Here is a 20,587-nt window from a genome sequence, read left to right as displayed (position 1 = left end):
CTTCCGGCCGGACATTCGTGTTCCCGCGCGGGCACGGCGACCGGAACGGCCAGGACGCCGCAGGTATCGGCGGCCCTTACCCGAGAGGTAATGGCCGCGACGGCCGGCCGTTCGTAGGATCGGGGCGTGACTACCCCCACGGCAGGTGACCTGCTGCGACATTGGCGCCTGGAACGCAGGCTCAGCCAGCTGGAGCTGGCTGGACGGGCCGACACCTCGGCGCGGCACCTGAGCTTCATCGAAACCGGGCGCGCCACCCCGAGCCGCACCATGATCGTGCACCTGTCGGAGCATCTGGAGATCCCGTTGCGCGAACGCAACCGCGTCCTGCTGGCCGCGGGCTACGCGCCCGCCTACGCGCAGCCCGGTCTGGACACTCCGGCCATGAACGCCGTCCGCGGCGCCATGCGCCAGATCCTCGCGGGCCACGAGCCCTACCCCGCGCTGGCCATCGATCAGAACTGGACGATGATCGACGCCAACAGCGGCGTGGCCGTGCTCATCGCGGACATCGATCCGGCACTGACGAAACCGCCGGTGAACGCGCTGCGGCTGAGCCTGCATCCCGACGGCATGGCCGGCCGCATCCGCAACCTCGCCGAATGGCGTGGCCACATCCTCGCCCGTCTGACGCGCCAAGTAGAGGTCACCGGCGCCAGGGACCTGGCCGACCTGCTCGAGGAGCTGCGGTCCTACCCCGGTGGCGAAGTGGAGCTCACCGTGCCCGAACCCGACCAGGCGGTGGTGCCGCTGCGGATCGAGCACGACGGCAACGAGTTGTCCTTCCTCAGCGTCACGACGGTGTTCGGCACCCCGATGAACGTCACCGTCGCCGAACTGGCCATCGAGTCGTTCTTCCCCGCCGACGAGGACACCATGAAACGGCTCACCGCGGGCGCCCGGTGAGCCGCGCGGCCCAGCTGTCGGCCCTGCTGGACGCGCCCGTCCGCGCCGTCACCGATCTCGGCGCCCGCCACGCGTGGACGCTGCACCGCGCCGAAACAGCCGACGGCAGAACTGTTTTCGTGAAGGCTTCGGCCGAGCCGACATCCGTCTTCGCGGCCGAAGCTGCGGGCCTGTCCTGGCTGCGCGCCACCGCGCCCGACCCGGCCGGGGCCTTGCTGCCGCAGGTCCTGGCCGCCGACGACCGGACACTGGTGCTGCCCTGGCTGGAGGAGACCGGACCCACCCCCGCGGCCGCCGAGCGATTCGGCCGTGAACTGGCCGCGCTGCACGCCGCCCGCGCCGAGCGGTTCGGGGCCCCGTGGGAAGGCTGGATCGCGAGCCTGCCACTGCCCAACACCCCGACCGACGGCCCGTGGTCGCGGTGGTACGCCGAGCAGCGCCTCGCGCCCTACCTCGCTCGGGCGGCGGCGGCGCTCGGCGCCGACGGCACCCGCCTGATCGAACGCGTCATCGATCGCATCGATGAGCTGGCCGGCCCCGCCGAACCACCGGTCCGCATCCACGGCGATCTCTGGTCGGGCAACATCGTGTGGACGCGGGAACGGGCGATGCTCGTCGACCCCGCCGCGCACGCGGGCCACCGCGAGACCGATCTGGCCATGCTCGCCCTCTTCGGCGCTCCACACCTGGACCGTATCCGCGCCGCCTACCACGAAACCCACCCGCCGGCCGACGGATGGCGCACCCGCACGCCGCTGCACCCGCTGCTGGTGCACGTCGCGCTGTTCGGCGCGGGCTACCGAGCGCGGACCCTCGCCGCGGCCGCCGCCGCGCTCGGGTCCTGACCCGCACCCGGCGTCACCCGTCGACCCGGGCGATGACCTTCTCCGCGAAGCGGGACAGGTTGGCGATCTTGGTCTCCAGCGGCTCGGTGTCCTGTTCGGTGGTGTAGGGGAGCCGGAAGCCGACGATCACATCGGTGACTCCTTTGTCCTCGAGACGTTTGATCCCGTCGACAGTGAAACCGTCCAGCGAGATGACGTGCACCTCGAAGTCCTTGCGGGTGCCGTACTCCGCGCGCAACGTGTCCAATTCGCCCAGCAGCCGGTCCAATTCGGCGCCGTCGCCACCGGCGTGCATCCACCCGTCGCCGCGCTGCGCGGCCCGGCGCAACGCGGGCCTGCTGTGGCCGCCGATCAGGATCGGCACCGGTTCGGTCGGCACCGGGCTGATCTTGATCGGCGGAATGTCGTAGAACTGCCCGTGGTATTCGAAATACCCGCCTGCCGAAAGTCCGCGCACGATGTCGATGCATTCGTCCATCCGCGCGCCGCGCTTGTCGAACGGCACCCCCATGATCTCGAAATCGTCCGGCCACGGGCTGATGCCGACACCGAGTCCGAACCGGTTGCCGCTCAGCGCGGCCACCGACGCGGCCTGCTTGGCCACCAGCACGGGCGGGCGAATCGGCAGCTTCAGCACGAACGGGGTGAACCGCAGCGTGGTGGTCACCGCCGCCATCGCCGCGCTGAGCACGAATGCCTCGACGAACGGCTTGTCCTCGAGAAACTCCCGGTTCCCGTCGGGGGTGTAGGGATATTTCGCGTCGGACTCTTTCGGGTACGCCACGCTGTCGGCGACCGCCATGGAGGTGTAGCCCGCCTCCTCGGCGGCCTTGGCCAGAGCGAGGTAATACGACGGGTCGGTCATCGTCTCGGCGTAGGTGAAACGCATGGTGCCTGCCTTCCTGGCGCGTCGAGCGCGCCGCGCGGGTCCCGGGCGGTTGCCGAGACGTGAGGGGAACTGCCGCAGGCGCGACCGTGGCGCCGCGACGGCATCGCGGACTGCCGTGGGTCGCCGCCTACTGCCATGGGTTGGTGAATCCTTCCGGAATCAAATGGTCGAACAGCGCTCGCATCTGCGGTGACAACCGCAGCAGTTCGATGTGCGAGCCGATCGGCCCGCCCTCGAGATAGGCGAACTCCATCCCGACGCCGTCGAACCGGCCGCGCGCGGTGATCTCGATACCGGCCGCCGCGGCCTCGGCGAGCGCGGCGTCGTAGTCCTCGGGCACCCACGCGGCGTGATGCAGTCCGGGGCCGACCCGATCGAGATGCTCGGCGTACAGGCTCACCCCGCCACGCGGCTCGATCAGCTCCAACTGCTGGCCACCCGCATAACCGAGCGCCACACCGATCGTGTAATCGGCCGGGGCCCCGCGCAATTCGGCCGCATGGGGCCCGAAGTGGACCTCCGGAATGGTGAACCATTCACCGACTCCGTACCGGGTGGTGAACGTCTCACGAGCCGAAGCCAGATCACCCACCACCCAGCACAATTGGAAGATCGGGCCGCCTGTGATCATCGGCGGCCTCCGAGACGGCTCAGCAGACCCGGACACCACCGGTGTGCGGCGACCACCGTCCTGTTGTAATGCGGAAACACGATGTAGGGCCGGTTCTTCCGCATGCCACGCAGGATGTGCCGCGCGGCCCGTTCGGAGCCGGTCATCCCGATCGGCGTCCGGCGCAACGGTTCGCGATAGGAGTACCCGGGCAGGTCGCTCCCGGAATCGACGATGTCGGTCGCGACCCCGCCGGGCACGGCCACGCTCACGCGGACACCGGCGGCGGCCGCTTCCACGCGCAGCGCGGTGCTGAGCCCGACCACCGCGTGCTCGGTCATCGCGTACGCGGCCGACGGCGCCACCGGTGTCAATCCGGCCGGCGACGCCACGTTGACGATGTGGCCGGAGCCCTGCGCGCGCATCAGTGGAGCCCCAGCTCGGCCACGGCGCCGTGCACCAAGCGGCGCATCTGGTCGTTGTCGGAGACGTCGACGACCTGGGTGTGGATCGCGGTATCGGCGGCCGGCCCGACCAGCCCGGCGGCGTCGATGTCGGCGGCGACCACCGCGACGCCCCGCGCGGCCAACAGGCGGCACAGCGCGGCGCCGAGGCCGGACGCGGCACCGGTGACCACCGCCACATTATCCACGCCGTTTAATTAATCATCTGTGTTTAACATCGTCAATACTCGTGTTTAGTAGAGTGCGTGCATGCCGAGCGACGAATCGCGCACCGCCTTGCTCGACGCCGGAGAACGCCTCATCGCCGAACGCGGCCTCGACGTGCCGCTGCGCGACATCGCCGCCGCCGCGGGCCAGCGCAACAACTCCGCCGTGCACTACTACTTCGATTCGCGCACCGGACTGATCGAGGCCATCGTCGAGCGCCGGATGAACTGGCTCGAACAGCGGCGCATGCAGCTGCTGGCCGCCCACGAGGCCGACGGCCGCACCAACGACGTGCACACCCTCGTCGCTATGCTCGCGACCCCGATCCTCGAACTGCTCGGCCACGACCGGGTGACTCATCTGGGCCGGTTCCTGGAAGTGGTACGCACCCATCCCGTCGTGGCGGACGCGCACCGTCTCGCCGACGCCGACCGCGCCGCCGTCCGCATCATCGCCACCCGCCTCGACGCCGCGCTGACCGCTCTGCCGCGGCGGCTGCGCAGGCAACGCCTGGAAACCATGGCCACCGTCATGTTCGCGTTGATCGCCGACTACGAACGCACCCTGGAAGCGGGGGTGCGCACCGCCCACCCCGGGGACGCCGCGGAGATCGTGGACATGATCGTCGCCATGCTCACCGTGCCCGTCCCCGAGCGCACGGCCACCGCGCCGGGGCACTGACAACGGCACCCCTCAACCCAGCACCGGCCGTGTACCCGGGGCGACGGCCAGCTGCCGACGCACTTGCGGCCCCGCGGTATCGGGGAACCGTCGGTGCAGTCGGTCGATATAGCGGCGCACCACGCGCAATTCGCTGGACAGCGCGTGCCGCGCGGCGGGATCGTGGCGGTAAGTGGATTCGATGTCCCGCGCCAACGTCCGGGCCTGCCGGGTCAGCAACTCCAAGAAGACCCGAGCCTGGGCGAGGTCGGCGTCGTATTCCATTCGGTAGGCCGATCTGTCGTTCGATTTCTGTATCGGTCGCCCAGCGCTCCCCGTGCCGCGGTCCTCGGCCGATCGGAGCAGAACATGATGCTAACCGAGCCTCAGCCCCTCGGTCGCCGAAACGGAACCGTTCGACCGCTATCGCCTGGCGATCACGTCCGCACTCGTCGACCGAACGCCATCGGCGGGGATGCGCCGTGCCGGACTCGGTCGGATACCGCTCGCGCGTATGGTGATCGTATGGGCGTCATCGGGGAGCTGTTTCCTGGCAAGAAGCTGAACCATGAGGGCAGCGAGGACAGCGACGGGCAGACCCATACACCGCGGTTCGACATCGATCTCGACACCGGAGTGGTACGGGTGCCGCGCGCGGACCGGACACCCGCCGAGGACCACGGCGACGGGCGAGAACAGGCCTAGGATCGGCCCCGGTGTACGAAGCCATGCCACATCACCTCTGTGGCACCGCCCCGCAAATTCCGCTCGGACAGAAAACATCTCGCTGATCGCAACCCGTTACGACAGCGGTGCGCACCGGTAGCGTCGCCGCAATGGGCAAAGTTGGTGGGCGACGACGGCCCCTGAAGACCGTCACGGGAGTCAGCGGTGCGGTCAGCGTGTACGCGGCGGCCATCGATCCGTCCGCCACGACGATCGCGTCATCGATCGAGATCGCGAAAATCGCCGAACAACACAAATTCGACGCCCTCTTCGCCGCCGACCTGCTCAGTTTCGGCGCACAAGGCGCCATCGGCGCCCAGGAACCGTTGATCTTCCTGTCCGCGCTGAGCGCCGTCACCTCGCACGTCGGCCTCATCGCCACGGTGACCACCACCTTCCACCACCCCTACAACCTCGCCCGGCTCTTCGGCACCCTCGACCACATCAGCAACGGCCGCGCGGCATGGAACGCGGTGACTTCCTCGGTGGGGGAGGAGAACTACGGCGACCAGGACCTGCCGAGCCCCGAAGACCGGTATGCCCGCGCCACCGAATCCCTCGAGGTGGTCAACGCCCTGTTCGACAGCTGGCAGTCCGGCGCGCTGACTCCCGACGGGCGCGGCGGCGCGATCCTGGACGCCACCCGCGTGCGGCCCATCGATCACGCCGGGCGGTACTTCACCGTTCGTGGACCGCTGAACATCCCGCCCCTACCGCAGCGCAGACCCGTGCAATTCCAGGCCGGGCAATCGGCGGGCGGCATCGAACTGGGCGCGCGATTCGCCGAGGTCGTGTTCACCTCACTGCCGACCCTCGAAGACGCGGTCACCTACACCAAACGCATTCGCGCACGCGCGAGCGAACTCGGCCGCGCCGAAGGCCTGCCGCTGATCATGAGCTCGTTCCACGCCACCTACGGCGCCACCGAAGCCGAAGCGAAGCGCCTGGCGCGGGAACAGGCCGAGGCGACCGACTTCGAAGCGGGACGCGCCGCCCTCGCCGACATGCTCGGCGGCGGCGTCGACCTGTCCGGCCTGCCGCTGGACAAGCCCCTCCCGGACAACGTGCTCCCCGACGTGGCCTCCGTGCACCGCCGACGCGGCCGGGTAGAGATCTTCAGCAACTTCGCACGGTCGGGAAAGACTTTGCGAGAGCTGATCATCGCCGCCAAAGACACCGGCCACTGGGCCGTAGCGGGCACCCCCGAACAACTCGCCGACGCGATCGAAGAACGCTACGACGCAGGCGTTCTCGATGTGATCTCCCTCGGCGGACTCGCCGACGAACGCACCCGCGACTTCGTCGTCAACGGACTGCTGCCCGAACTACGCCGCCGCGGCATCACCGGTTCCGACTACGTCGGCGCGACCTTCCGCGAAAACCTCGAACTACCCCCGCTACCGGACTGACACGTGCGGCACGCAGCCGCTGTCACATCAACTCGGCGAGATGGGCGCGCGACCACGCGCACATACCGTGCACCAGCCGCAGCAACTCGTCTCCCGCAGGGGTGAGGGAATACTCCACCCGAGGATTGGCCGTGTGGTGATCACGCCGCGCGACCAAACCCTCCCGTTCCAGCGAACGCAGTGTCTCGGTCAGCATCTTGTAGCTCACGCCCTCGATCGACCGATGCAACTCGCCGAAACGGCGTTCGCCGTCCCCGATCTCCTCGAGCACCCGCAACGCCCACTTCGTCGACAGCGCCGCGAAAACACGCCGGGCGACCGCCCTGGCCTGCTGCTCCTCGGTCTCGGACATCCTCACCACTCACCTTCGAGTGCGTACTGCCGGTCGTGCCGATCCGCGCCTAGCGTCGGACCGGTGCGCATCCTGAAAACCTATGCCAGAGTCTTCGTCACCGACCTCGACACCGCCCTGCCGACCTACGAACGGCTGGCCGGAGCGAAGGCCGATCTCCGTTTCGGCTTCGAGCGCGCCGAACTCGCCGCCGTCGGCGACTTCCTGCTCATCGCGGGCCACCCGGACGATGTCGAGCGCTACCGGACCACCGTCGGCCCGGTCATCGTCGATGATCTCGACGCTCTGCTGCGGACGGTGACCGACTACGGCGCTGAACTCATCGCAGGACCACTCACCAGCGCCACCGGGACATTCGCCTACGTCCGGCATGCCGACGGAGCCGAGCTGGAATATGTGCAGTGGTCGCCCGAGACACGAGCGCGCGTACTGGGACCGGACCACAGCATCGCGCGCTAGCGGGTGAGGACCGGCGTCGACCGATGCCCTGAGGTTTCCGGCCGCGGCGGGTTCGTGTTCCGCACCCACGTGACGTTGGCGACCAAGTCGTCATCGAAGACCAGTTCGTCCCACAGCAGCCGCTCGGCGGCGTCCGGCGTCGGCTGTACCGCCGGCCGCGGCGCCGCCGCGACGGCCGCGGGCTGCTCGGGCTCGGCGGGCGGCGGCGTCACCAACCACGACAGGGCCCGCATCGGGCTGAGGCTGTAGCGGCGAGCGCCCTGCGCGATCGCGGCCACCGCGGCGGCGGAGCTCAGCACGCCGGCGACCAACGCCACGGGCGTGAGTCCGGCGCTGGCCATACGCCGTTCCCCGCTGCCCGACCCGCCCTCGCCGAAGATGCGGTGCAGCAACCCCGCGCCGAGACCTTCACCCGGATCGACCAGGATCCGCAATTCCGGCCCCCTGGCATCCAGGTACAGCAAGGCGCTCAGCACCACGATCGCCGCCAGCACACTGGAGCCGACCACCAGGTGCGCGAACCCGCGGGTCCGCAACCGCAGTTGCGCCACCACCGCGAACACGGTGACGACCATCGCTGCCGCGGCCAGCAGACCCCAGGCGCCGCTGATGTTCACGTCACGGAACTTCGACACCGACCACTCGTCGAAACCATTGGTCGCCCCGGTCACCCGGCCGAACGCGTCGGAGCGCGCCTCGCCACCCGAACCCGACGCCGAAAGCCACGGCTGGAACAGCAAGGCGAAGCCGACCGCGCTCGCGGTCGCGGCGAACAAGAAGCCCCAATCCACACCCCGTGGTGGCGTCGCCCCGCGTCCGGTGCCTCCGGAGCCACGGCTCCGACGGTCGCGCGTTTTGCTTGCCTGCCAGGGGGTTGGTTGTACCATTGCTCCAGTTTCGCCGGTGCCGCATGAATAACTCTGCCGCCCAGAGCAATAACAGTGGAATTGCCCCAGAAGCCGAATATCGCGGCACATCGATAAGATGTAATTCGATCGGGCATCATCGGCCATCGACGAAAATCACCGTAAGCAGCTGCGCGACAGCAGGCAAGCGTGATCGATCTCCCACGCATCGCCGCAGCTCCCACGGCCTACCGACGAAGAGTGACCCAACCGGCGAGTAACTTTTCGCGCACGGCGTTGAACTCGACATTCACAGATTTCACCGCAACGATGCCCAACGCGCCGCGCCCCGATTGCTGTGACACGCTTAACAAGACAGCACTAGGACGTCGGTCACAAAATTCACGCGGCACGAACTCGACACGGCCGGAAATTCGCGAATCCCCGCCGCCCGAACGCATTCCCAGCAGCACCGCCCGAAGCGGACATCCCGCCGCTAGTGCCCCTCCGCGGCCGCACGCGCATCCGCCACCGCCCGGGCGATCCGCGCCAGACGCTCCTCCGGCACCTCCACCGCGCCGTCGGCATCGACCAGCACCGCGGTCGGATAGATGTCGCGCAACAGATCCGGGCCACCCGTCGCGGTATCGTCATCGGCCGCGTCGAACAGCGCCTGCACCGCCAGACGCAACGCCGCCTCCGCATCGATCGCACGGTGATAGGTCTTCTTCAACGACGACTTCGCGAACACCGACCCCGAACCGACCGCCGTGTAACCGAAACGCTCCTCCTGCCGACCGCCCACCGCGTCATACGACACGATCCGCACCGCCCGCTCCGGCTCCACAGCGTCCGGGTCGTAGCCGACCAGCACCGGGATCACCGCCATATCCTGCAGCGCCGCAGGCAGATTCGCCCGCACCATCGCCGACAACTTCGTGGCCTTGCCGTCGAACGTCAGCGACGCTCCCTCGATCTTCTCGTAATGCTCGAGCTCCACCGCGAACAACCGGATCATCTCCACCGCCATCCCGACCGTGCCCGCGAAACCCGCCGCCGAATACGTGTCGGTGATGAACACCTTCTGCATATCGCGCGTCGACACCAGATGCGCCATCGTGCCCCGCCGATCACCCGCCACCAGCACACCACCGCGATAACCGATCGCGACGATCGTCGTCCCGTGCGGCGCGACACCACTCGCGCCACCGCCGAAATCCGGATCCGGCAACAACCGCGGCGCATACCGGCGCAGATACTCCGAGAAGGACGCCGCCGGGTACCGCAAGCCGAGCGGCAGGTGACTATCGGTCGTCATGAATCACCTCTCCGGGGGGAGCGTGCCCCACCCGCGAACGCGTGCACTTCCGCCCGACGTTACCGGAACCCCACCACCACCCGGCGACAACCGCGCTAGGCCGGATCCTCCCCGACACAGGTCTCCGCCGCATCGATGTGGACACAGGGAACCGGAGCCCGCGTCGGCCGATAATCCGGCGCCACACCACCCGCGCGGATCAGCCGGGCATACGCGTCGACCCCATCGGTCGGGCGGCGCGCCAACGTCGGATCGGTCAGCACATCGACCGTATAGAGCCCGAACCGCGGCGCATAGGAACCCCACTCATAGTTGTCCGTCAGACTCCAATAGTTGTAGCCGACCACATTCATCCCATCGGCCTTCGCCCGCTGCAACCAATACACCGTGTCCCGCAGATGATCGGCGCGGGTATACCCATCCGGGCGCACCTGCCCGTTCTCCGTCGGAAGCCCGTTCTCCACCACATACAGCGGCCGCCCCGGAAACTGGCGCGCGTAATGCCGCAACGCGTAGTAGATACCCTCCGGATGCACCGGCAGCTCCCACATCGGCGGACCCCCCTCCACACCGCCCTGCGCCGCCTCCCCGGTCTGCGGCAACGGAGCGAAGTAATAGTCCAGACCGATGAAGTCCAACTTCGCCGAAATCCGATCCACAATCGGCTGATTCACCTCCGTCTCCGCACCCGCCACATACCCCAGATTGCTGGTCACCTGAGCACCCGACCGATAACCGTGGATGACGTCGTAGATCTCGTTGTGCGCCTGCGCGATCCGATCCAGCATCACCGGCGCCTCATCGACACCGATCCCGCCCGTGCGCAACTCGGTGCCGACATACGCCACAGGCTCGTTGAACGTCACCCACAGCGGATCACGCGAGGCATACCGCCGCACCACCTTGCGCATGTTCGCCAGCCAATCCTCCACCATGCCCGGATCGCGCCACCCGCCCCGATCCACCGCCCACCCCGGATACACCCAGTGATCCAACGTCAGCATCGGCCGCATCCCCGCCGCGACGATCCGGGCGATCACATCGTCGTAGAACCCGAACGCCGCCTCATCCCAGGCATGCGGCGCCGGCTGCAACCGCGCCCACTCGATACCCACCCGATACACCCGCACACCCAGCCGCGCCGCCAGATCGATATCGGTGAGATAGCGGCGAGCGAAGTCCACCGAATCCAGATACGGATCCGCCGTCCCACCCGACGCGATGAAACGCGACCAGTTGCTGTCCGGCGCATGACCCTCGGACTGAAACCCCGACGACGCCACGCCCCACAAGAAATCCCTACCGAACGCGGGCAACTCCCGGCCCGGCTGAGCAGCGGAAACCCCCGAAGCCATCAGCATCGCCGCAGCGGCCGACAACGCGGCGAACCCGCGCCGGTGAGTGCGTGTACGCATCGCCGTAGCGTAACTGTGCGATTGCTGGCGATCGGGGGAAGAACTCGCGTGTCGTAGATCCCACAACCGTCACAATCCGGGCCCACCCCAACCCCGACCGCCGCGCCAACTCCACGCCCACGGCGAACCATCCGCCGCCGCACTCGCCGACCTCGCGGTATTCGACCCGGCCGCAATAGTTCTCGCCGCCTCCACTGCCGAAGGCCCGCCGCCCGGATCACCATGATCGACAGTCATAGCCCCATCCTCCCAGCGCGTCCCCAGGAAACGCCGCACAACATCACACAAGCGAATCAATTGACCGAGCGCATCCGCCGCCGATCGACCAGACTTGCCCAGGTGACCAGATACGCATTCGATGCCGACCGCGCCGCCCTCGTCGCCACCTGGGCGACCGGACGAGGCGACCTCGCCCAGACGGTGGCCACCCTGCCCCCGCAGGTGACCACGGACCAGGCAACCGATCTGGCGTCGAACCTCACCACCCTCTCGCGGTTCCAATGGCGCACCTACACCCACCCCGCCAGCGCCGCGGGCGACCCCGACGTCCCCAACAGCGAAGCATGGCGCCGCGCCGAAGAACGCCGCAACTTCAAAGAAGTCGAAGCGGGACTGCGCAATCCCCACCTGCCCACCGACGAAGGACTGCTCGTCTCCTACAGCGGCGTCGTCGAATCCGCCCACCGCATCGGCCGCACCCTGCACGACATCGACCACGCCGCCCTGCTCGAAACCGTCGCCGCCGAGGTACGCACCGAACAGGAAGCCATCGAATCCGCCGAACGCGGCGACCTCTCCGGCCGCGCCCGCCAAGCCGTCGAACTGTCCCGCCCCGACGTATCCCCGGCCCAGGTCCACGCCGCCGACGCACTCCTGCGCAACGACCCACTCGGCAGCATCGAACTGTTCACCGAACTCGACCCCGCCTCCGCCTCCGTCGCCGCGGCACACTGGCTCTACGCCGCCGCCGAAGTCGCAGGCGAGGCCGCGAACGTAGCCACCACCGATGTCGTCGCCGAAGCCGACGACATCGAAGCACTCCAAGTCGAGACACCCACCCTCGTCCTCGAACGGCTCGCCGCAGGCGACACCCCGACCGAAGTCGTCCTCGACCTGATCGCCGAAGCGATGGCCGTCCACGAAGGCCGCGTCCCGGCCCCCTGGAGCCTCGTCGCCCGCGTCGCCGACATCGAAGCCCAAGCCCACCGATTCGGCGTCGACGCCGACACCCGCGAAGCAATGCTCACCAGCTTCCGCATCAGCCGACTCGACCCCGCCCGCCCCGCTCTCGACCTCTTGGAAGACCTCCTCGACGGTATCCGCGGCTGCCTGCTGCTCTACGCCGCCCACACCGAGCACGACGACGCCGAAACCGAAAGCCGCTTCGCCGAAGACGTGCGCCTCGAAGCCGACGCCGACCCCGAAGACCTTCTCTGAACGCCGAGGCGGGGCACGGCCACGCCTTGCCCCGCCGGGAGTTCAGCGAGAAACTTCATCGGACCCGGCCGATTCCGAGGCCAACCAGGTACGCAACGCGCGGTAGACCGCCGCGTGATTGAGCAACGTGAAGTGATGCGCCGACGCGACATGCATACCCTTGTCGACATCGAACCCGATGCGCCGGGTCCGAGCCCGGCCCCCACCACTCGGTGTGAGAACCAGCCCGTCACCGATCACACGCCCCAGCGGATGCCGCGAATTCCTCGTGACCGTGGCGGTAACGAAATAATGCTCCGCGTCCCGCAGCAGCGGAACCTCCCGAACCGCCCGGCGACGCAGCGCATCGGCGTCCAGATCACGCCAATCCTCGTCCACCAGGGAGCCGTCCCGAAGGTCCCGGATACCCGCGCTGCGGCGACGCAACAGCCGCCCGAACGGACGAGTTTCCGGAAACCGCACCAGCGCCGCCGACGCGTAATGCACCAACTGCTCCAGCGGCGCGCCCATATGCGGTGAACCCAGGCACACCACGTGGCGCACCCGCCGCACCCACGGCACCCCGGCTTCACTCGCCACAAAGCACGCACCCCGGGCGACCAACCCACCCATCGAATGACCTACCAGCGACACCCGCTCGATCGGCACCGGCCACCCGTCGACCAAGCCCTGCATCAGCTCGCTGAACTGCGCCGCGTTCTCCGAGATATGCAGACCGGTGTTGTACCGGACCTGCAACGACGTGCATCCCGTATCGGACTCCAGACGCTCGGCGTAGGTCGGCCCGCCGCCCAAACCCCACGCGTGCTCGGTTTCCACCAAGCCGTGCAAGAACACCACGATGTGCGCGGCGGGCCGTTGAACGCGCGCACCGACGAGCTCCGCGGGCACGGGAGCGCCGTCGATCCGGAACGTCATCGGCCCGGCCAGAATCGGCCGCGTCCGTTCGAGATCATCACCGATCAAACCCTGCAGCGCGGCCAGCAATCCCGAGCCGTACACCGTGCGTGACGGTGCGGCGCCGGGCAGATCCGCTGCCCGTTCCGCGACCATGCCCGCCGCCACCGCGGATCCACCGACCACGCGGTAGACGCTCTCCGCGATCGCATCGTGCATCAACTCGACCGGAGCCGCCGCAGGCCCCACGCCCCACCGCACCGCCGCGAACACGCGCTGCGCGATCGCCCGGTGCACGGCCGCGATCCCGTCGACCGCACCGCCGAGTTCGTCACCGGCCAACCGGGCCAGCGCCCTGACCTCCGCTTGCCGCTGGGTCACATCCTCCGTCACAAGCTCAGTGTACAAGTGTGCACTGAAAAGTGAACCCTACGGCACCCGCGACACGGCCACCGCCGCCTCGGTGAGACTGCCCAGATACAGCACGCCGTCCTGCTCGACCACGCCGGTCACCATCGAATAGTCGGTGCCCTCGACCTGAAGGTCGTGCACGACGTTGCCGTCGAAATCGACCGCCAGCACCCACACCGTCCGCGCAGGCTTCGGCTGCACCCACTTCGGCAGCGTCCACACGATGCGCCGCAGAATGCCAGGCAGCGGAAGCAGGCGATCCAGCAACGGATTACGCGGCGAAGGAAGCGTGATCCAGATCAGGCCGTCGCTGCCGAGGCCGAGGTTGTCCGGGAATCCGGGCAGATTCTCGATCAAACGTTCCTGCTTTCCCGCCTTCGGGCCGGTCAGCCAATAGCGCGTGAGACGGTAGCCGCCGGTCTCCGCGACGACCACGCTGGAGCGATCGGGTGCCAGGACCACGCCGTTGGCGAATTGCAGATCGTCGATGAGCGTCTCCACGTTGCCCGCGGGGTCCCGGCGGAACAGGCGACCCGTGCCGGAGTGCTCCAGGATGTCACCCATGTACTCGTCGAGCGAGTACCGGCGCGACGACGCCGAGAAGTAGATCGTGCCGTCGGCATCGCGCACCACATTGCTGGCGAACCGTAGTCGCTCGCCGTCGATTTCGTCGACCAGGACGTTCAGCCCGCCCTCGGCGTCCAGCTCCAGCAGTCCACGTTCGAAATCGCAGATCAGCACGCGCCCGTCGGCGTCGGCGTGCAGACCGAGCGGGCGGCCTCCAGTGTTCGCGAGTTCGCGGACGTCGCCGGTCGCCGGATCGATGCTGAGGACCGCACCGCCTTCGACGCCCGCGATGATCTTGCCGTCGGGGGAGAGGACGACATCTTCCGGGCCGGCACCCGGCAGCTCGAGGCGCCGGATGTCGGGAAGAGGTGGAGCACTACGAGTTTGATGCGCTCGTGCGGGGGAGCGCGGTGGTGTCCAGCGTTGCGGCTGCATGGTCGAGGCGAGCATGGCATCAGGGTAGCCGGGGGAGTGCCGAGGTCTCCGAGAAACGGTGCGCGGTCGGGGACCGCTTATGGGCGGAGGCGGAGGTGCCAAGGACGGATGCGTACGGACTGCGCGTAGAAACATGTCGATACGTAGATATGCGCATCTACGAATTCCTTATCATTCCAGCCCGCCTCACTCAACCCGAACAGGCCAAAGCAGCATTGAAGGGGGAGGGGAGCGCGCGAGATCGGCGACGACTACGCGGAGCGGAACGGGCGGCCTCTCACGCTGCTGCCCAGGCCGCCTGTCGCGGCAATCGCGCCGCCGGGAGCGCGGCGGCCTGGGCAGCGGCATCGAGACGTCAGGGCTGGTGGGTGATGGTGTACCAGAGAATTGCCAGGGTACCGACCGTGAAAAGCGGTGCGATGATAAAGGTTTCGACCTTGTTCCCGGTGCGCTCGATGACGGGAAGGCTGACTCGTAGGCCGAAGGGCCAGAACAGGCGGCAGCCGCGCTCGGTGAGGCAGTCGCCGAGCAGGTGGGCCAGTGCGCCGAGTCCGACCGCGAACGGCAGCCAGACCGGCTTGTCGGCGATCCAATGTTCCATGGCGAACGTGCCCGCGGAGGCGAGCACGACGATCGGTCCCCATGCCTTGAAGTTGTTGCCGGACGGGCACAGATGCAGTGCGCGCACAGCCAGGGCGAGGAGGAAGAAAACCAGGCTCAGGGTGAACCAGTGCCCGAGCCAGTGCTCGCCGGCCCACGTGCCGTAGGCGGCGGCCGCGACGAAGACCAGGGAGTGCGTGGCGCCGCGATGGCCGCCGGAGGCCCAGGAGATGAGCTTGCATGCGGTGTGCGTGATCGGACCCAAAGTGTGCGAGATGGTCCCGTCGGGGTGGTCCGCGTCTGGCAGCAGTGCGGCCCCGGCCGTGAGAAAGACGCCGAGCAGCAGATCGACGGTACCGAGATGTCCCGTCGCATCCTGGAGAGCCGGAAACGTCAAGATCGTGACCGGCAGCGTCGCCGCTGCCGCCGACCAGGCCAACGCGCCACTGGTCGCATGTGAATGTCCAAGCACGATTCGAACGTTAGTTCAGCTTGCTATCGGTTCGCGAATGCCGCTGTGCGAGGTCGGAAGTCGTGCGGGAAGCGTGTCCGGCGTTCGGGCTTGCGCGGAAATGAGGTAGGGGAGTGCTGGTAAGAGTCGTGGCGATGCGTAAAACGTTCTGTAGGTGGACAATCCGGTTCAACGCGGGATGCGGGCGTGAGAACCGTTCATGCATACCTCGCGACATCATGAGCGTCGCTTGAAGCGATCCGTGGTGCGCGTGCATTAGCGCGTGAAGGGAAAAAATTGCGATACGTTCCTTTGCGTATATATGCATGATTCCACCTACCGTCGAAGTTCCGACCCAGCCGGACTCAAACCAAAGCAACATCGAGGCCGGGGGACCAGGCGTGATGTGAATCCAGTGCTAGAGGACGTCGCCGATGGCAACAGTCGCTGCGGCCATGATCCGGCGTGCGAGGTCGGATCCGTCGACCGGGCCGGTGGTATCGACGGCGACGACCGGCGTGAGCGCGAGCGGTTCGGCCAGGCGCGCCCAGTGGTCCCAGTCGTGCGCGAGGTGCGCGTCGTCGTGGTACAGGGCGGCACGTGTACGGCCGCGGTATCGGTCGCGGGCGAGCTCCGGCGGAACCGAGCACCAGACCTCCACTGCTCGCGTCGCGCCCGACTTCACGATGCCGTTGGCGGCGTAGCGCGCATCTCGGGGTTTGAACCACCACGAGTCGATCAGCGCGACACCGGGAAGCGCGGCGGCCAGCGCCCAGGCGGCCTCTGTCGCGATCGCCCCGATATTCGGTAGTACCGCGGTGTGATCGAGCCCTGAGCCCAGCGCCTCTTTGATGGCGTCCCGCGTGATCAAGTGCGCACCGAGTTCGAGCGCCAGCGCCGGAGCCAAGGTGGACTTCCCGGAGCCTGGTAGTCCGTTGACGAGAACGAGTAGTTCGCAGATGGCGACGAACCTCCGGGGCGATCGAGAAGAACAAGTCGGCGGGCCTGATTCTCGTTGCGCAGCGCCATGACCGGCAAGCCGGAAGGGGGAGTGTTCGGCCAGTGAACCTATCGCCGATGGTTCCCAGAACTGGGGATCTCACTTCGCACTCCGCGCATACGCTGCATCGCATAGCGCTAGATGATCGATAGCTATATCTCGATCCGGACGTCTGGACGGAGCGTGGCAAATGTCTGGTTTCGATCAGTTCGGCCCAACCAGTGGTAGGCCCTGCGGAGGAGGTTGTGGTGGGTGAGGGGCGCGGAGTTCATCTGTGCGGCAGTGTGCCGTTGGCGGATGCGGAAACAGTCTTCACCGAGGCGGCGCGGCGAATCGGCAAGCACTTGAAGCGCATTCCGGATGGGGAGACCGGAGTTCGGGACAACTGGGTAGTGTGGCAGTTGCCCAAGATGCAGGCGCATCCGGATCTGGAAACCATTCCGCCGCCGAGCCCCGAGTACGGGCCGAGCGAGCGGGTGCGGCCCAAGCCCGGCGTGGACGCGGCGTCGATCGACTTTGGTCCCTTGGGTTACGCGGAGGCGGCGCTGGAATCCTGGCGAGTCTTCCACCGGCTGCGTGAGGACGGGACGATCCCCGCGGGCATTCGGTTCCAGGTGAGCTTGCCAACGCCTATCGCGGTGATCGGTGCGTTCGTCGCGGGTCCGCAGGGCGAGTTGGAGCGTAGGTACGAGGCGCGGCTGCTCGACGAACTCGCCGTCATCCTCGGCACGATCCCGGCGGAAGATCTTGCGGTGCAGTGGGATGCCGCGGTCGAGTTCGCGATCTTCGAGGGCGTCTTCCCGTCGTGGTTCGGCTCCGACTACCCGACGCAGCTCGAGGAAGTGGGGCGGCGGCTCGTTCGGTTGGGCGGTGCTGTGCCCGAGTCGGTAGATCTTGGTTATCACCTCTGCTATGGCGATTTCGGTCACCGGCACTTCGCCGAACCCGCCGATACCGGCAAGCTGGCTGCGGTCGCCGGCCGTATCCTGGGCGGGCTGGAGCGGCGGGTCGACTGGATTCACCTGCCGGTTCCGCGCTCGCGTACCGATGCCGACTATTTCAAGCCTCTCGCCGATCTTGTTTTGCCATCTGGAACGGACTTGCACCTCGGGCTGGTGCACGCGACCGACGGCCGTGCCGGCGCGCTGGCACGGATCGAAGCTGCCCGCTCGGTGGTCGGCGAGTTCGGCATCGCCACCGAGTGCGGTATGGGCCGCCGTCCGGCCGGTCAGATTTCCACGTTGCTGGATCTGCACGCGGAACTCGCGGACTTGCTGGCTTGAATCCGCCTCCTCGACGCCGGGTCATATTTCGGGGTTGGGCCCGGCGCCGAGCCGCGAACCGGCGCGGACACCGACCACGACCACATCGTCGTAACGCACGGCTACGCGCTGGCCTTCGTCATCACCACGTGGATGATGCTGCCGGTGGAGGGTGGCGGTTTCGTGCCGTTCGCAACCGCGCGATCCTCAGCCTCGCCGATACGTCTCACTTGGATGCGCCGGGAGATGAGGCTTCTTCGAACCGGAGGGGCGGTTACCAGTCCTCTAGTTGACATAATGTTGATTATCGGCGCAATTTTGGGGCGGTTCGCAGCAGTGATTGTGCAGCGTATTCGTTGTCTGTCTGCCCGATCCGGTAAGGCGAGAATGATTCGGTGAGTTCGAGGGCTGTCGGACTTCTGCTGCGATTCCGGGAGTGACCTGATTGCGTAACCTGCTGCATAACAGGTTGTGCATCGTCATTTTGTCACTGTGACGTATTGCGTGGCCAGGTGCGCGCCGATACGAAGAACTTGGCAAATATGCCGTCGACGTATGACGCTCTGCGGCAGTGGATGATTGGTCGGCGACGTCGTGGAACGAACGGTTGGGCGACGTCGACCGCATCGTTGCGGACCTGCCCCCTACCCCAGGATGGTTGGAGTGGGTTGGTTGACGAGTCTTGGAATTTTCCTAGATCGGGCTCGTTGGGGCTAGCGGCGGGCTCGGTGGACCGGGATGGCGCTGGATGGCTGTCGTCGCACAGTCCAGTGTTCGGTGATTGGCTCTGGCTGTGGGGGCCAGTTGCGGGCACGCTGGGTCGGTGCTGGTTCGTCGGTTGGTCGCGTTGTAGGTCGGATTGTGGTTGTACGGGTTCTCGATGGCGGTGATGGTGCGGGCGGGGCTCGGGCTGGATCCGTGGGATGTGTTTCATCAAGGTGTGGCGCGGCACGTGCCGATCAGTTTCGGTGCCGTCACGGCACTGACCGGTGTCGCGGTGCTGTTGGCTTGGATTCCGCTGCGACAGTTGCCGGGTCTGGGCACGGTGAGCAATGTCGTGGTGATCGCCGTGTCGGTCGATGCCGGGCTCGCCTGGCTGCCGTCGTGGGATGCGCTGGCGGTGCGGGCCGGTGCCATGGGGGCCGCTGTCGTGTTGAACGCGGTGGCGAGTGTGTTGTACATCGGCGCGGGTATGGGTCCGGGCCCGCGGGATGGACTGATGACTGGACTGGTCCGGTGCACTGGACGTTCGGTGTGGGTGGTGCGCACGGCGATCGAGGTGACGGTGTTGACGACGGGATTGGTTCTCGGCGGCAGCGTCGGTGTGGGGACTTTGGTCTACGCCTTCGGGATCGGACCGCTGATCCACCTGATGATCCCTGCTGTGAACCGATTCCTGCCGGGGTTTTCGCCGTCGAAGCCGGTGCTTGCCGTCGGCGGTGAAGTGGTGGAAGCTCCGGCCGGGTAGCTCGACTCCCCTACTCCTCTTCGAAGCGTCTTCGAATCGTCACAGTGACGAGGGTGTGACTTCGATGTCGGTTCAGCGGTGTGGTCCGAAGCTCACCTCGGCGAGCCGGTCCAACTCGTGCAGCGCCGCATCGTGTGGCAGAACTGGAACGATGCCCAGCAATGTGCGGTGAATTCCCAACTCCGCCAGGTATTGCAGTTGGTGGCGCTGTGGTTGGAACAGTGTCGCGATCACCGGCACCGGCGCTCGACCGTGGCGGTCGGCCAGGGCCTGTAGTTCGTGGATCCCCCTCGCCAGCTCGTCGAGTGGTAGGCCGACGGGGGCCAACCATCCGTCGGCGTGGTCGAGGATGCGTTGGTGTGTGGATGGTCCCCAGCCGCCGAGCCACACCGGGGGGCGCGGCTGCTGGACTGGCTTCGGCCACGAGTACAGCGGGTCGAAATCGACGAAGTCGCCGTGGAATTCGGCTTGTCGGTGGGTCCAGATGTTTGTCATCGCGAGGAGTCGTTCGCGCTGTAGCGCAACTCGTGTTCTGGGATCGGTGCCGTGGTTGCGCATCTCTTCACGCAGCCAGCCGACGCCGACGCCGAGTTCGAACCGTCCTCCCGAGGCCAGGTCCAGGCTCGCCACTTCCTTGGCCAGAATGATCGGATCGCGTTGGACGACCAGCGTCACGGCCGTGCCGATCCGTAGCCGTTGTGTCGCGGCGGCTGCGAACGACAATGTGACGAACGGGTCGAGATTGCGGTGGTAGTCGTGTGGGATCTCGTCGCCACCGGGGTATGGCGTGGTGACCGTGACCGGTATGTGTGTGTGCTCGGCGACGAACAGCGACTCGAAGCCGCGGTCTTCCACTGCCCGGGCGAGGTCGGCCGGGCCGATGCTTTCGTCGGTCACGCCGGTGAAGATTCCGATCTGCATTGGGCTACGGTAAACATTGACGCCAGCGTCAAG

Annotated in this window: 21 protein-coding genes and 1 pseudogene; 9 read left to right on the top strand and 13 right to left on the bottom strand. The window is 67.3% G+C overall.

Annotated features, from left to right (window positions below; translation table 11 throughout):
- The first annotated feature begins 126 nt into the window (after window positions 1–126).
- Window positions 127–906, top strand: a complete 780-nt coding sequence (locus ABZW96_RS24960) for a helix-turn-helix transcriptional regulator (RefSeq protein ID WP_355078040.1) — start codon at window positions 127–129, stop codon at window positions 904–906.
- Window positions 903–1,751 (top strand): fructosamine kinase family protein, encoded by an 849-nt coding sequence (locus ABZW96_RS24955; RefSeq protein ID WP_355078039.1) that lies wholly within the window; start codon window positions 903–905, stop codon window positions 1,749–1,751. The genes ABZW96_RS24960 and ABZW96_RS24955 overlap by 4 nt, the downstream gene beginning before the upstream one ends.
- 13 nt (window positions 1,752–1,764) lie before the next feature.
- On the opposite strand, the gene ABZW96_RS24950 is transcribed toward ABZW96_RS24955, so the two are convergent.
- The 3 genes and pseudogenes from ABZW96_RS24950 to ABZW96_RS24940 form a co-directional block, all read right to left on the bottom strand.
- On the bottom strand, window positions 1,765–2,640 hold the full coding sequence (locus tag ABZW96_RS24950) for a TIGR03619 family F420-dependent LLM class oxidoreductase (protein ID WP_355078038.1): 876 nt from the start codon (window positions 2,638–2,640) through the stop codon (window positions 1,765–1,767).
- Between the two features lie 127 nt (window positions 2,641–2,767).
- On the bottom strand, window positions 2,768–3,271 hold the full coding sequence (locus ABZW96_RS24945) for a VOC family protein (RefSeq protein ID WP_355078037.1): 504 nt from the start codon (window positions 3,269–3,271) through the stop codon (window positions 2,768–2,770).
- A pseudogene (locus tag ABZW96_RS24940) lies at window positions 3,268–3,887 on the bottom strand (SDR family NAD(P)-dependent oxidoreductase). Before ABZW96_RS24940 ends, ABZW96_RS24945 begins: the two are co-directional and overlap by 4 nt.
- A gap of 76 nt (window positions 3,888–3,963) precedes the next feature.
- Between ABZW96_RS24940 and ABZW96_RS24935 the strand changes: the two are divergent.
- The gene (locus tag ABZW96_RS24935) at window positions 3,964–4,602 is read left to right on the top strand and encodes a TetR family transcriptional regulator (RefSeq protein WP_355078036.1); all 639 of its coding nucleotides are present in this window, start codon (window positions 3,964–3,966) and stop codon (window positions 4,600–4,602) included.
- Between the two features lie 12 nt (window positions 4,603–4,614).
- Here ABZW96_RS24935 and ABZW96_RS24930 read toward each other — a convergent pair whose 3' ends face one another.
- Window positions 4,615–4,866 carry a hypothetical protein gene (locus ABZW96_RS24930; protein ID WP_355078035.1) on the bottom strand — a complete coding sequence of 84 codons (252 nt, stop codon included), beginning with the start codon at window positions 4,864–4,866 and terminating at the stop codon, window positions 4,615–4,617.
- A gap of 240 nt (window positions 4,867–5,106) precedes the next feature.
- Here ABZW96_RS24930 and ABZW96_RS24925 point away from each other — a divergent pair, with 240 nt between their 5' ends.
- The gene (locus tag ABZW96_RS24925) at window positions 5,107–5,286 is read left to right on the top strand and encodes a hypothetical protein (protein WP_355078034.1); all 180 of its coding nucleotides are present in this window, start codon (window positions 5,107–5,109) and stop codon (window positions 5,284–5,286) included.
- 131 nt (window positions 5,287–5,417) lie between these two features.
- Complete coding sequence (locus ABZW96_RS24920) at window positions 5,418–6,716, top strand: NtaA/DmoA family FMN-dependent monooxygenase (RefSeq protein ID WP_355078033.1); 1,299 nt, start codon at window positions 5,418–5,420, stop codon at window positions 6,714–6,716.
- A 22-nt stretch (window positions 6,717–6,738) separates the two neighbouring features.
- On the opposite strand, the gene ABZW96_RS24915 is transcribed toward ABZW96_RS24920, so the two are convergent.
- Entirely contained in the window at window positions 6,739–7,068 is a 330-nt protein-coding gene (locus ABZW96_RS24915; RefSeq protein WP_355078032.1) for a helix-turn-helix domain-containing protein, read from the bottom strand.
- 63 nt (window positions 7,069–7,131) lie between these two features.
- Between ABZW96_RS24915 and ABZW96_RS24910 the strand changes: the two genes are divergently transcribed.
- Window positions 7,132–7,527 (top strand): VOC family protein, encoded by a 396-nt coding sequence (locus ABZW96_RS24910; RefSeq protein ID WP_355078031.1) that lies wholly within the window; start codon window positions 7,132–7,134, stop codon window positions 7,525–7,527.
- Here the strand turns inward: ABZW96_RS24910 and ABZW96_RS24905 are convergent.
- From ABZW96_RS24905 to ABZW96_RS24895, 3 genes are all read right to left on the bottom strand, one after another.
- Entirely contained in the window at window positions 7,524–8,303 is a 780-nt protein-coding gene (locus ABZW96_RS24905; protein ID WP_355078030.1) for a hypothetical protein, read from the bottom strand. The genes ABZW96_RS24910 and ABZW96_RS24905 overlap by 4 nt on opposite strands.
- 565 nt (window positions 8,304–8,868) lie before the next feature.
- Window positions 8,869–9,690, bottom strand: a complete 822-nt coding sequence (prcB, locus tag ABZW96_RS24900) for a proteasome subunit beta (RefSeq protein ID WP_355078029.1) — start codon at window positions 9,688–9,690, stop codon at window positions 8,869–8,871.
- Between the two features lie 95 nt (window positions 9,691–9,785).
- Window positions 9,786–11,105, bottom strand: coding sequence for a family 1 glycosylhydrolase (locus ABZW96_RS24895; RefSeq protein WP_355078028.1), 1,320 nt, complete (start codon window positions 11,103–11,105; stop codon window positions 9,786–9,788).
- Between the two features lie 339 nt (window positions 11,106–11,444).
- Here ABZW96_RS24895 and ABZW96_RS24890 point away from each other — a divergent pair, with 339 nt between their 5' ends.
- Window positions 11,445–12,542: a hypothetical protein gene (locus ABZW96_RS24890; RefSeq protein WP_355078027.1), complete on the top strand. Its 1,098-nt coding sequence runs from the start codon at window positions 11,445–11,447 to the stop codon at window positions 12,540–12,542.
- A 42-nt stretch (window positions 12,543–12,584) separates the two neighbouring features.
- Here the strand turns inward: ABZW96_RS24890 and ABZW96_RS24885 are convergent, their stop codons facing one another.
- The 4 genes from ABZW96_RS24885 to ABZW96_RS24870 form a co-directional block, all read right to left on the bottom strand.
- On the bottom strand, window positions 12,585–13,832 hold the full coding sequence (locus ABZW96_RS24885) for an alpha/beta fold hydrolase (RefSeq protein WP_355078026.1): 1,248 nt from the start codon (window positions 13,830–13,832) through the stop codon (window positions 12,585–12,587).
- 36 nt (window positions 13,833–13,868) lie between these two features.
- Window positions 13,869–14,867 (bottom strand): SMP-30/gluconolactonase/LRE family protein, encoded by a 999-nt coding sequence (locus tag ABZW96_RS24880; protein ID WP_355078025.1) that lies wholly within the window; start codon window positions 14,865–14,867, stop codon window positions 13,869–13,871.
- Between the two features lie 340 nt (window positions 14,868–15,207).
- Window positions 15,208–15,924, bottom strand: coding sequence for a metal-dependent hydrolase (locus tag ABZW96_RS24875; RefSeq protein ID WP_355078024.1), 717 nt, complete (start codon window positions 15,922–15,924; stop codon window positions 15,208–15,210).
- 397 nt (window positions 15,925–16,321) lie between these two features.
- Window positions 16,322–16,864 carry an AAA family ATPase gene (locus tag ABZW96_RS24870; RefSeq protein WP_355078059.1) on the bottom strand — a complete coding sequence of 181 codons (543 nt, stop codon included), beginning with the start codon at window positions 16,862–16,864 and terminating at the stop codon, window positions 16,322–16,324.
- A gap of 449 nt (window positions 16,865–17,313) precedes the next feature.
- Here ABZW96_RS24870 and ABZW96_RS24865 point away from each other — a divergent pair, with 449 nt between their 5' ends.
- Window positions 17,314–18,186, top strand: a complete 873-nt coding sequence (locus ABZW96_RS24865) for a hypothetical protein (RefSeq protein WP_355078023.1) — start codon at window positions 17,314–17,316, stop codon at window positions 18,184–18,186.
- A gap of 859 nt (window positions 18,187–19,045) precedes the next feature.
- Window positions 19,046–19,633 (top strand): hypothetical protein, encoded by a 588-nt coding sequence (locus ABZW96_RS24860; RefSeq protein WP_355078022.1) that lies wholly within the window; start codon window positions 19,046–19,048, stop codon window positions 19,631–19,633.
- 72 nt (window positions 19,634–19,705) lie between these two features.
- Here ABZW96_RS24860 and ABZW96_RS24855 read toward each other — a convergent pair whose 3' ends face one another.
- The gene (locus ABZW96_RS24855; protein ID WP_355078021.1) at window positions 19,706–20,554 is read right to left on the bottom strand and encodes an LLM class F420-dependent oxidoreductase; all 849 of its coding nucleotides are present in this window, start codon (window positions 20,552–20,554) and stop codon (window positions 19,706–19,708) included.
- Between the last annotated feature and the right edge of the window lie 33 nt (window positions 20,555–20,587).

Origin of the sequence: Nocardia sp. NPDC004168 (assembly GCF_040610355.1) — a bacterium.
In the GTDB taxonomy this organism is placed as follows: domain Bacteria; phylum Actinomycetota; class Actinomycetes; order Mycobacteriales; family Mycobacteriaceae; genus Nocardia; species Nocardia sichangensis.
This window is presented reverse-complemented; position numbering and strand designations above follow the sequence as displayed.

What these genes read in the sequence shown, in the direction of transcription:
- ABZW96_RS24945 (WP_355078037.1), bottom strand. Translation starts at nt 3,271, where the DNA reads ATGATCACAGGCGGCCCGATCTTCCAATTGTGCTGGGTGGTGGGTGAT.
- ABZW96_RS24860 (WP_355078022.1), top strand. Translation starts at nt 19,046, where the DNA reads ATGGCGGTGATGGTGCGGGCGGGGCTCGGGCTGGATCCGTGGGATGTG.
- ABZW96_RS24935 (WP_355078036.1), top strand. Translation starts at nt 3,964, where the DNA reads ATGCCGAGCGACGAATCGCGCACCGCCTTGCTCGACGCCGGAGAACGC.
- ABZW96_RS24895 (WP_355078028.1), bottom strand. Translation starts at nt 11,105, where the DNA reads ATGCGTACACGCACTCACCGGCGCGGGTTCGCCGCGTTGTCGGCCGCT.
- ABZW96_RS24865 (WP_355078023.1), top strand. Translation starts at nt 17,314, where the DNA reads ATGCAGGCGCATCCGGATCTGGAAACCATTCCGCCGCCGAGCCCCGAG.
- ABZW96_RS24915 (WP_355078032.1), bottom strand. Translation starts at nt 7,068, where the DNA reads ATGTCCGAGACCGAGGAGCAGCAGGCCAGGGCGGTCGCCCGGCGTGTT.
- prcB (WP_355078029.1), bottom strand. Translation starts at nt 9,690, where the DNA reads ATGACGACCGATAGTCACCTGCCGCTCGGCTTGCGGTACCCGGCGGCG.
- ABZW96_RS24925 (WP_355078034.1), top strand. Translation starts at nt 5,107, where the DNA reads ATGGGCGTCATCGGGGAGCTGTTTCCTGGCAAGAAGCTGAACCATGAG.
- ABZW96_RS24855 (WP_355078021.1), bottom strand. Translation starts at nt 20,554, where the DNA reads ATGCAGATCGGAATCTTCACCGGCGTGACCGACGAAAGCATCGGCCCG.
- ABZW96_RS24950 (WP_355078038.1), bottom strand. Translation starts at nt 2,640, where the DNA reads ATGCGTTTCACCTACGCCGAGACGATGACCGACCCGTCGTATTACCTC.
- ABZW96_RS24930 (WP_355078035.1), bottom strand. Translation starts at nt 4,866, where the DNA reads ATGGAATACGACGCCGACCTCGCCCAGGCTCGGGTCTTCTTGGAGTTG.
- ABZW96_RS24880 (WP_355078025.1), bottom strand. Translation starts at nt 14,867, where the DNA reads ATGCTCGCCTCGACCATGCAGCCGCAACGCTGGACACCACCGCGCTCC.
- ABZW96_RS24920 (WP_355078033.1), top strand. Translation starts at nt 5,418, where the DNA reads ATGGGCAAAGTTGGTGGGCGACGACGGCCCCTGAAGACCGTCACGGGA.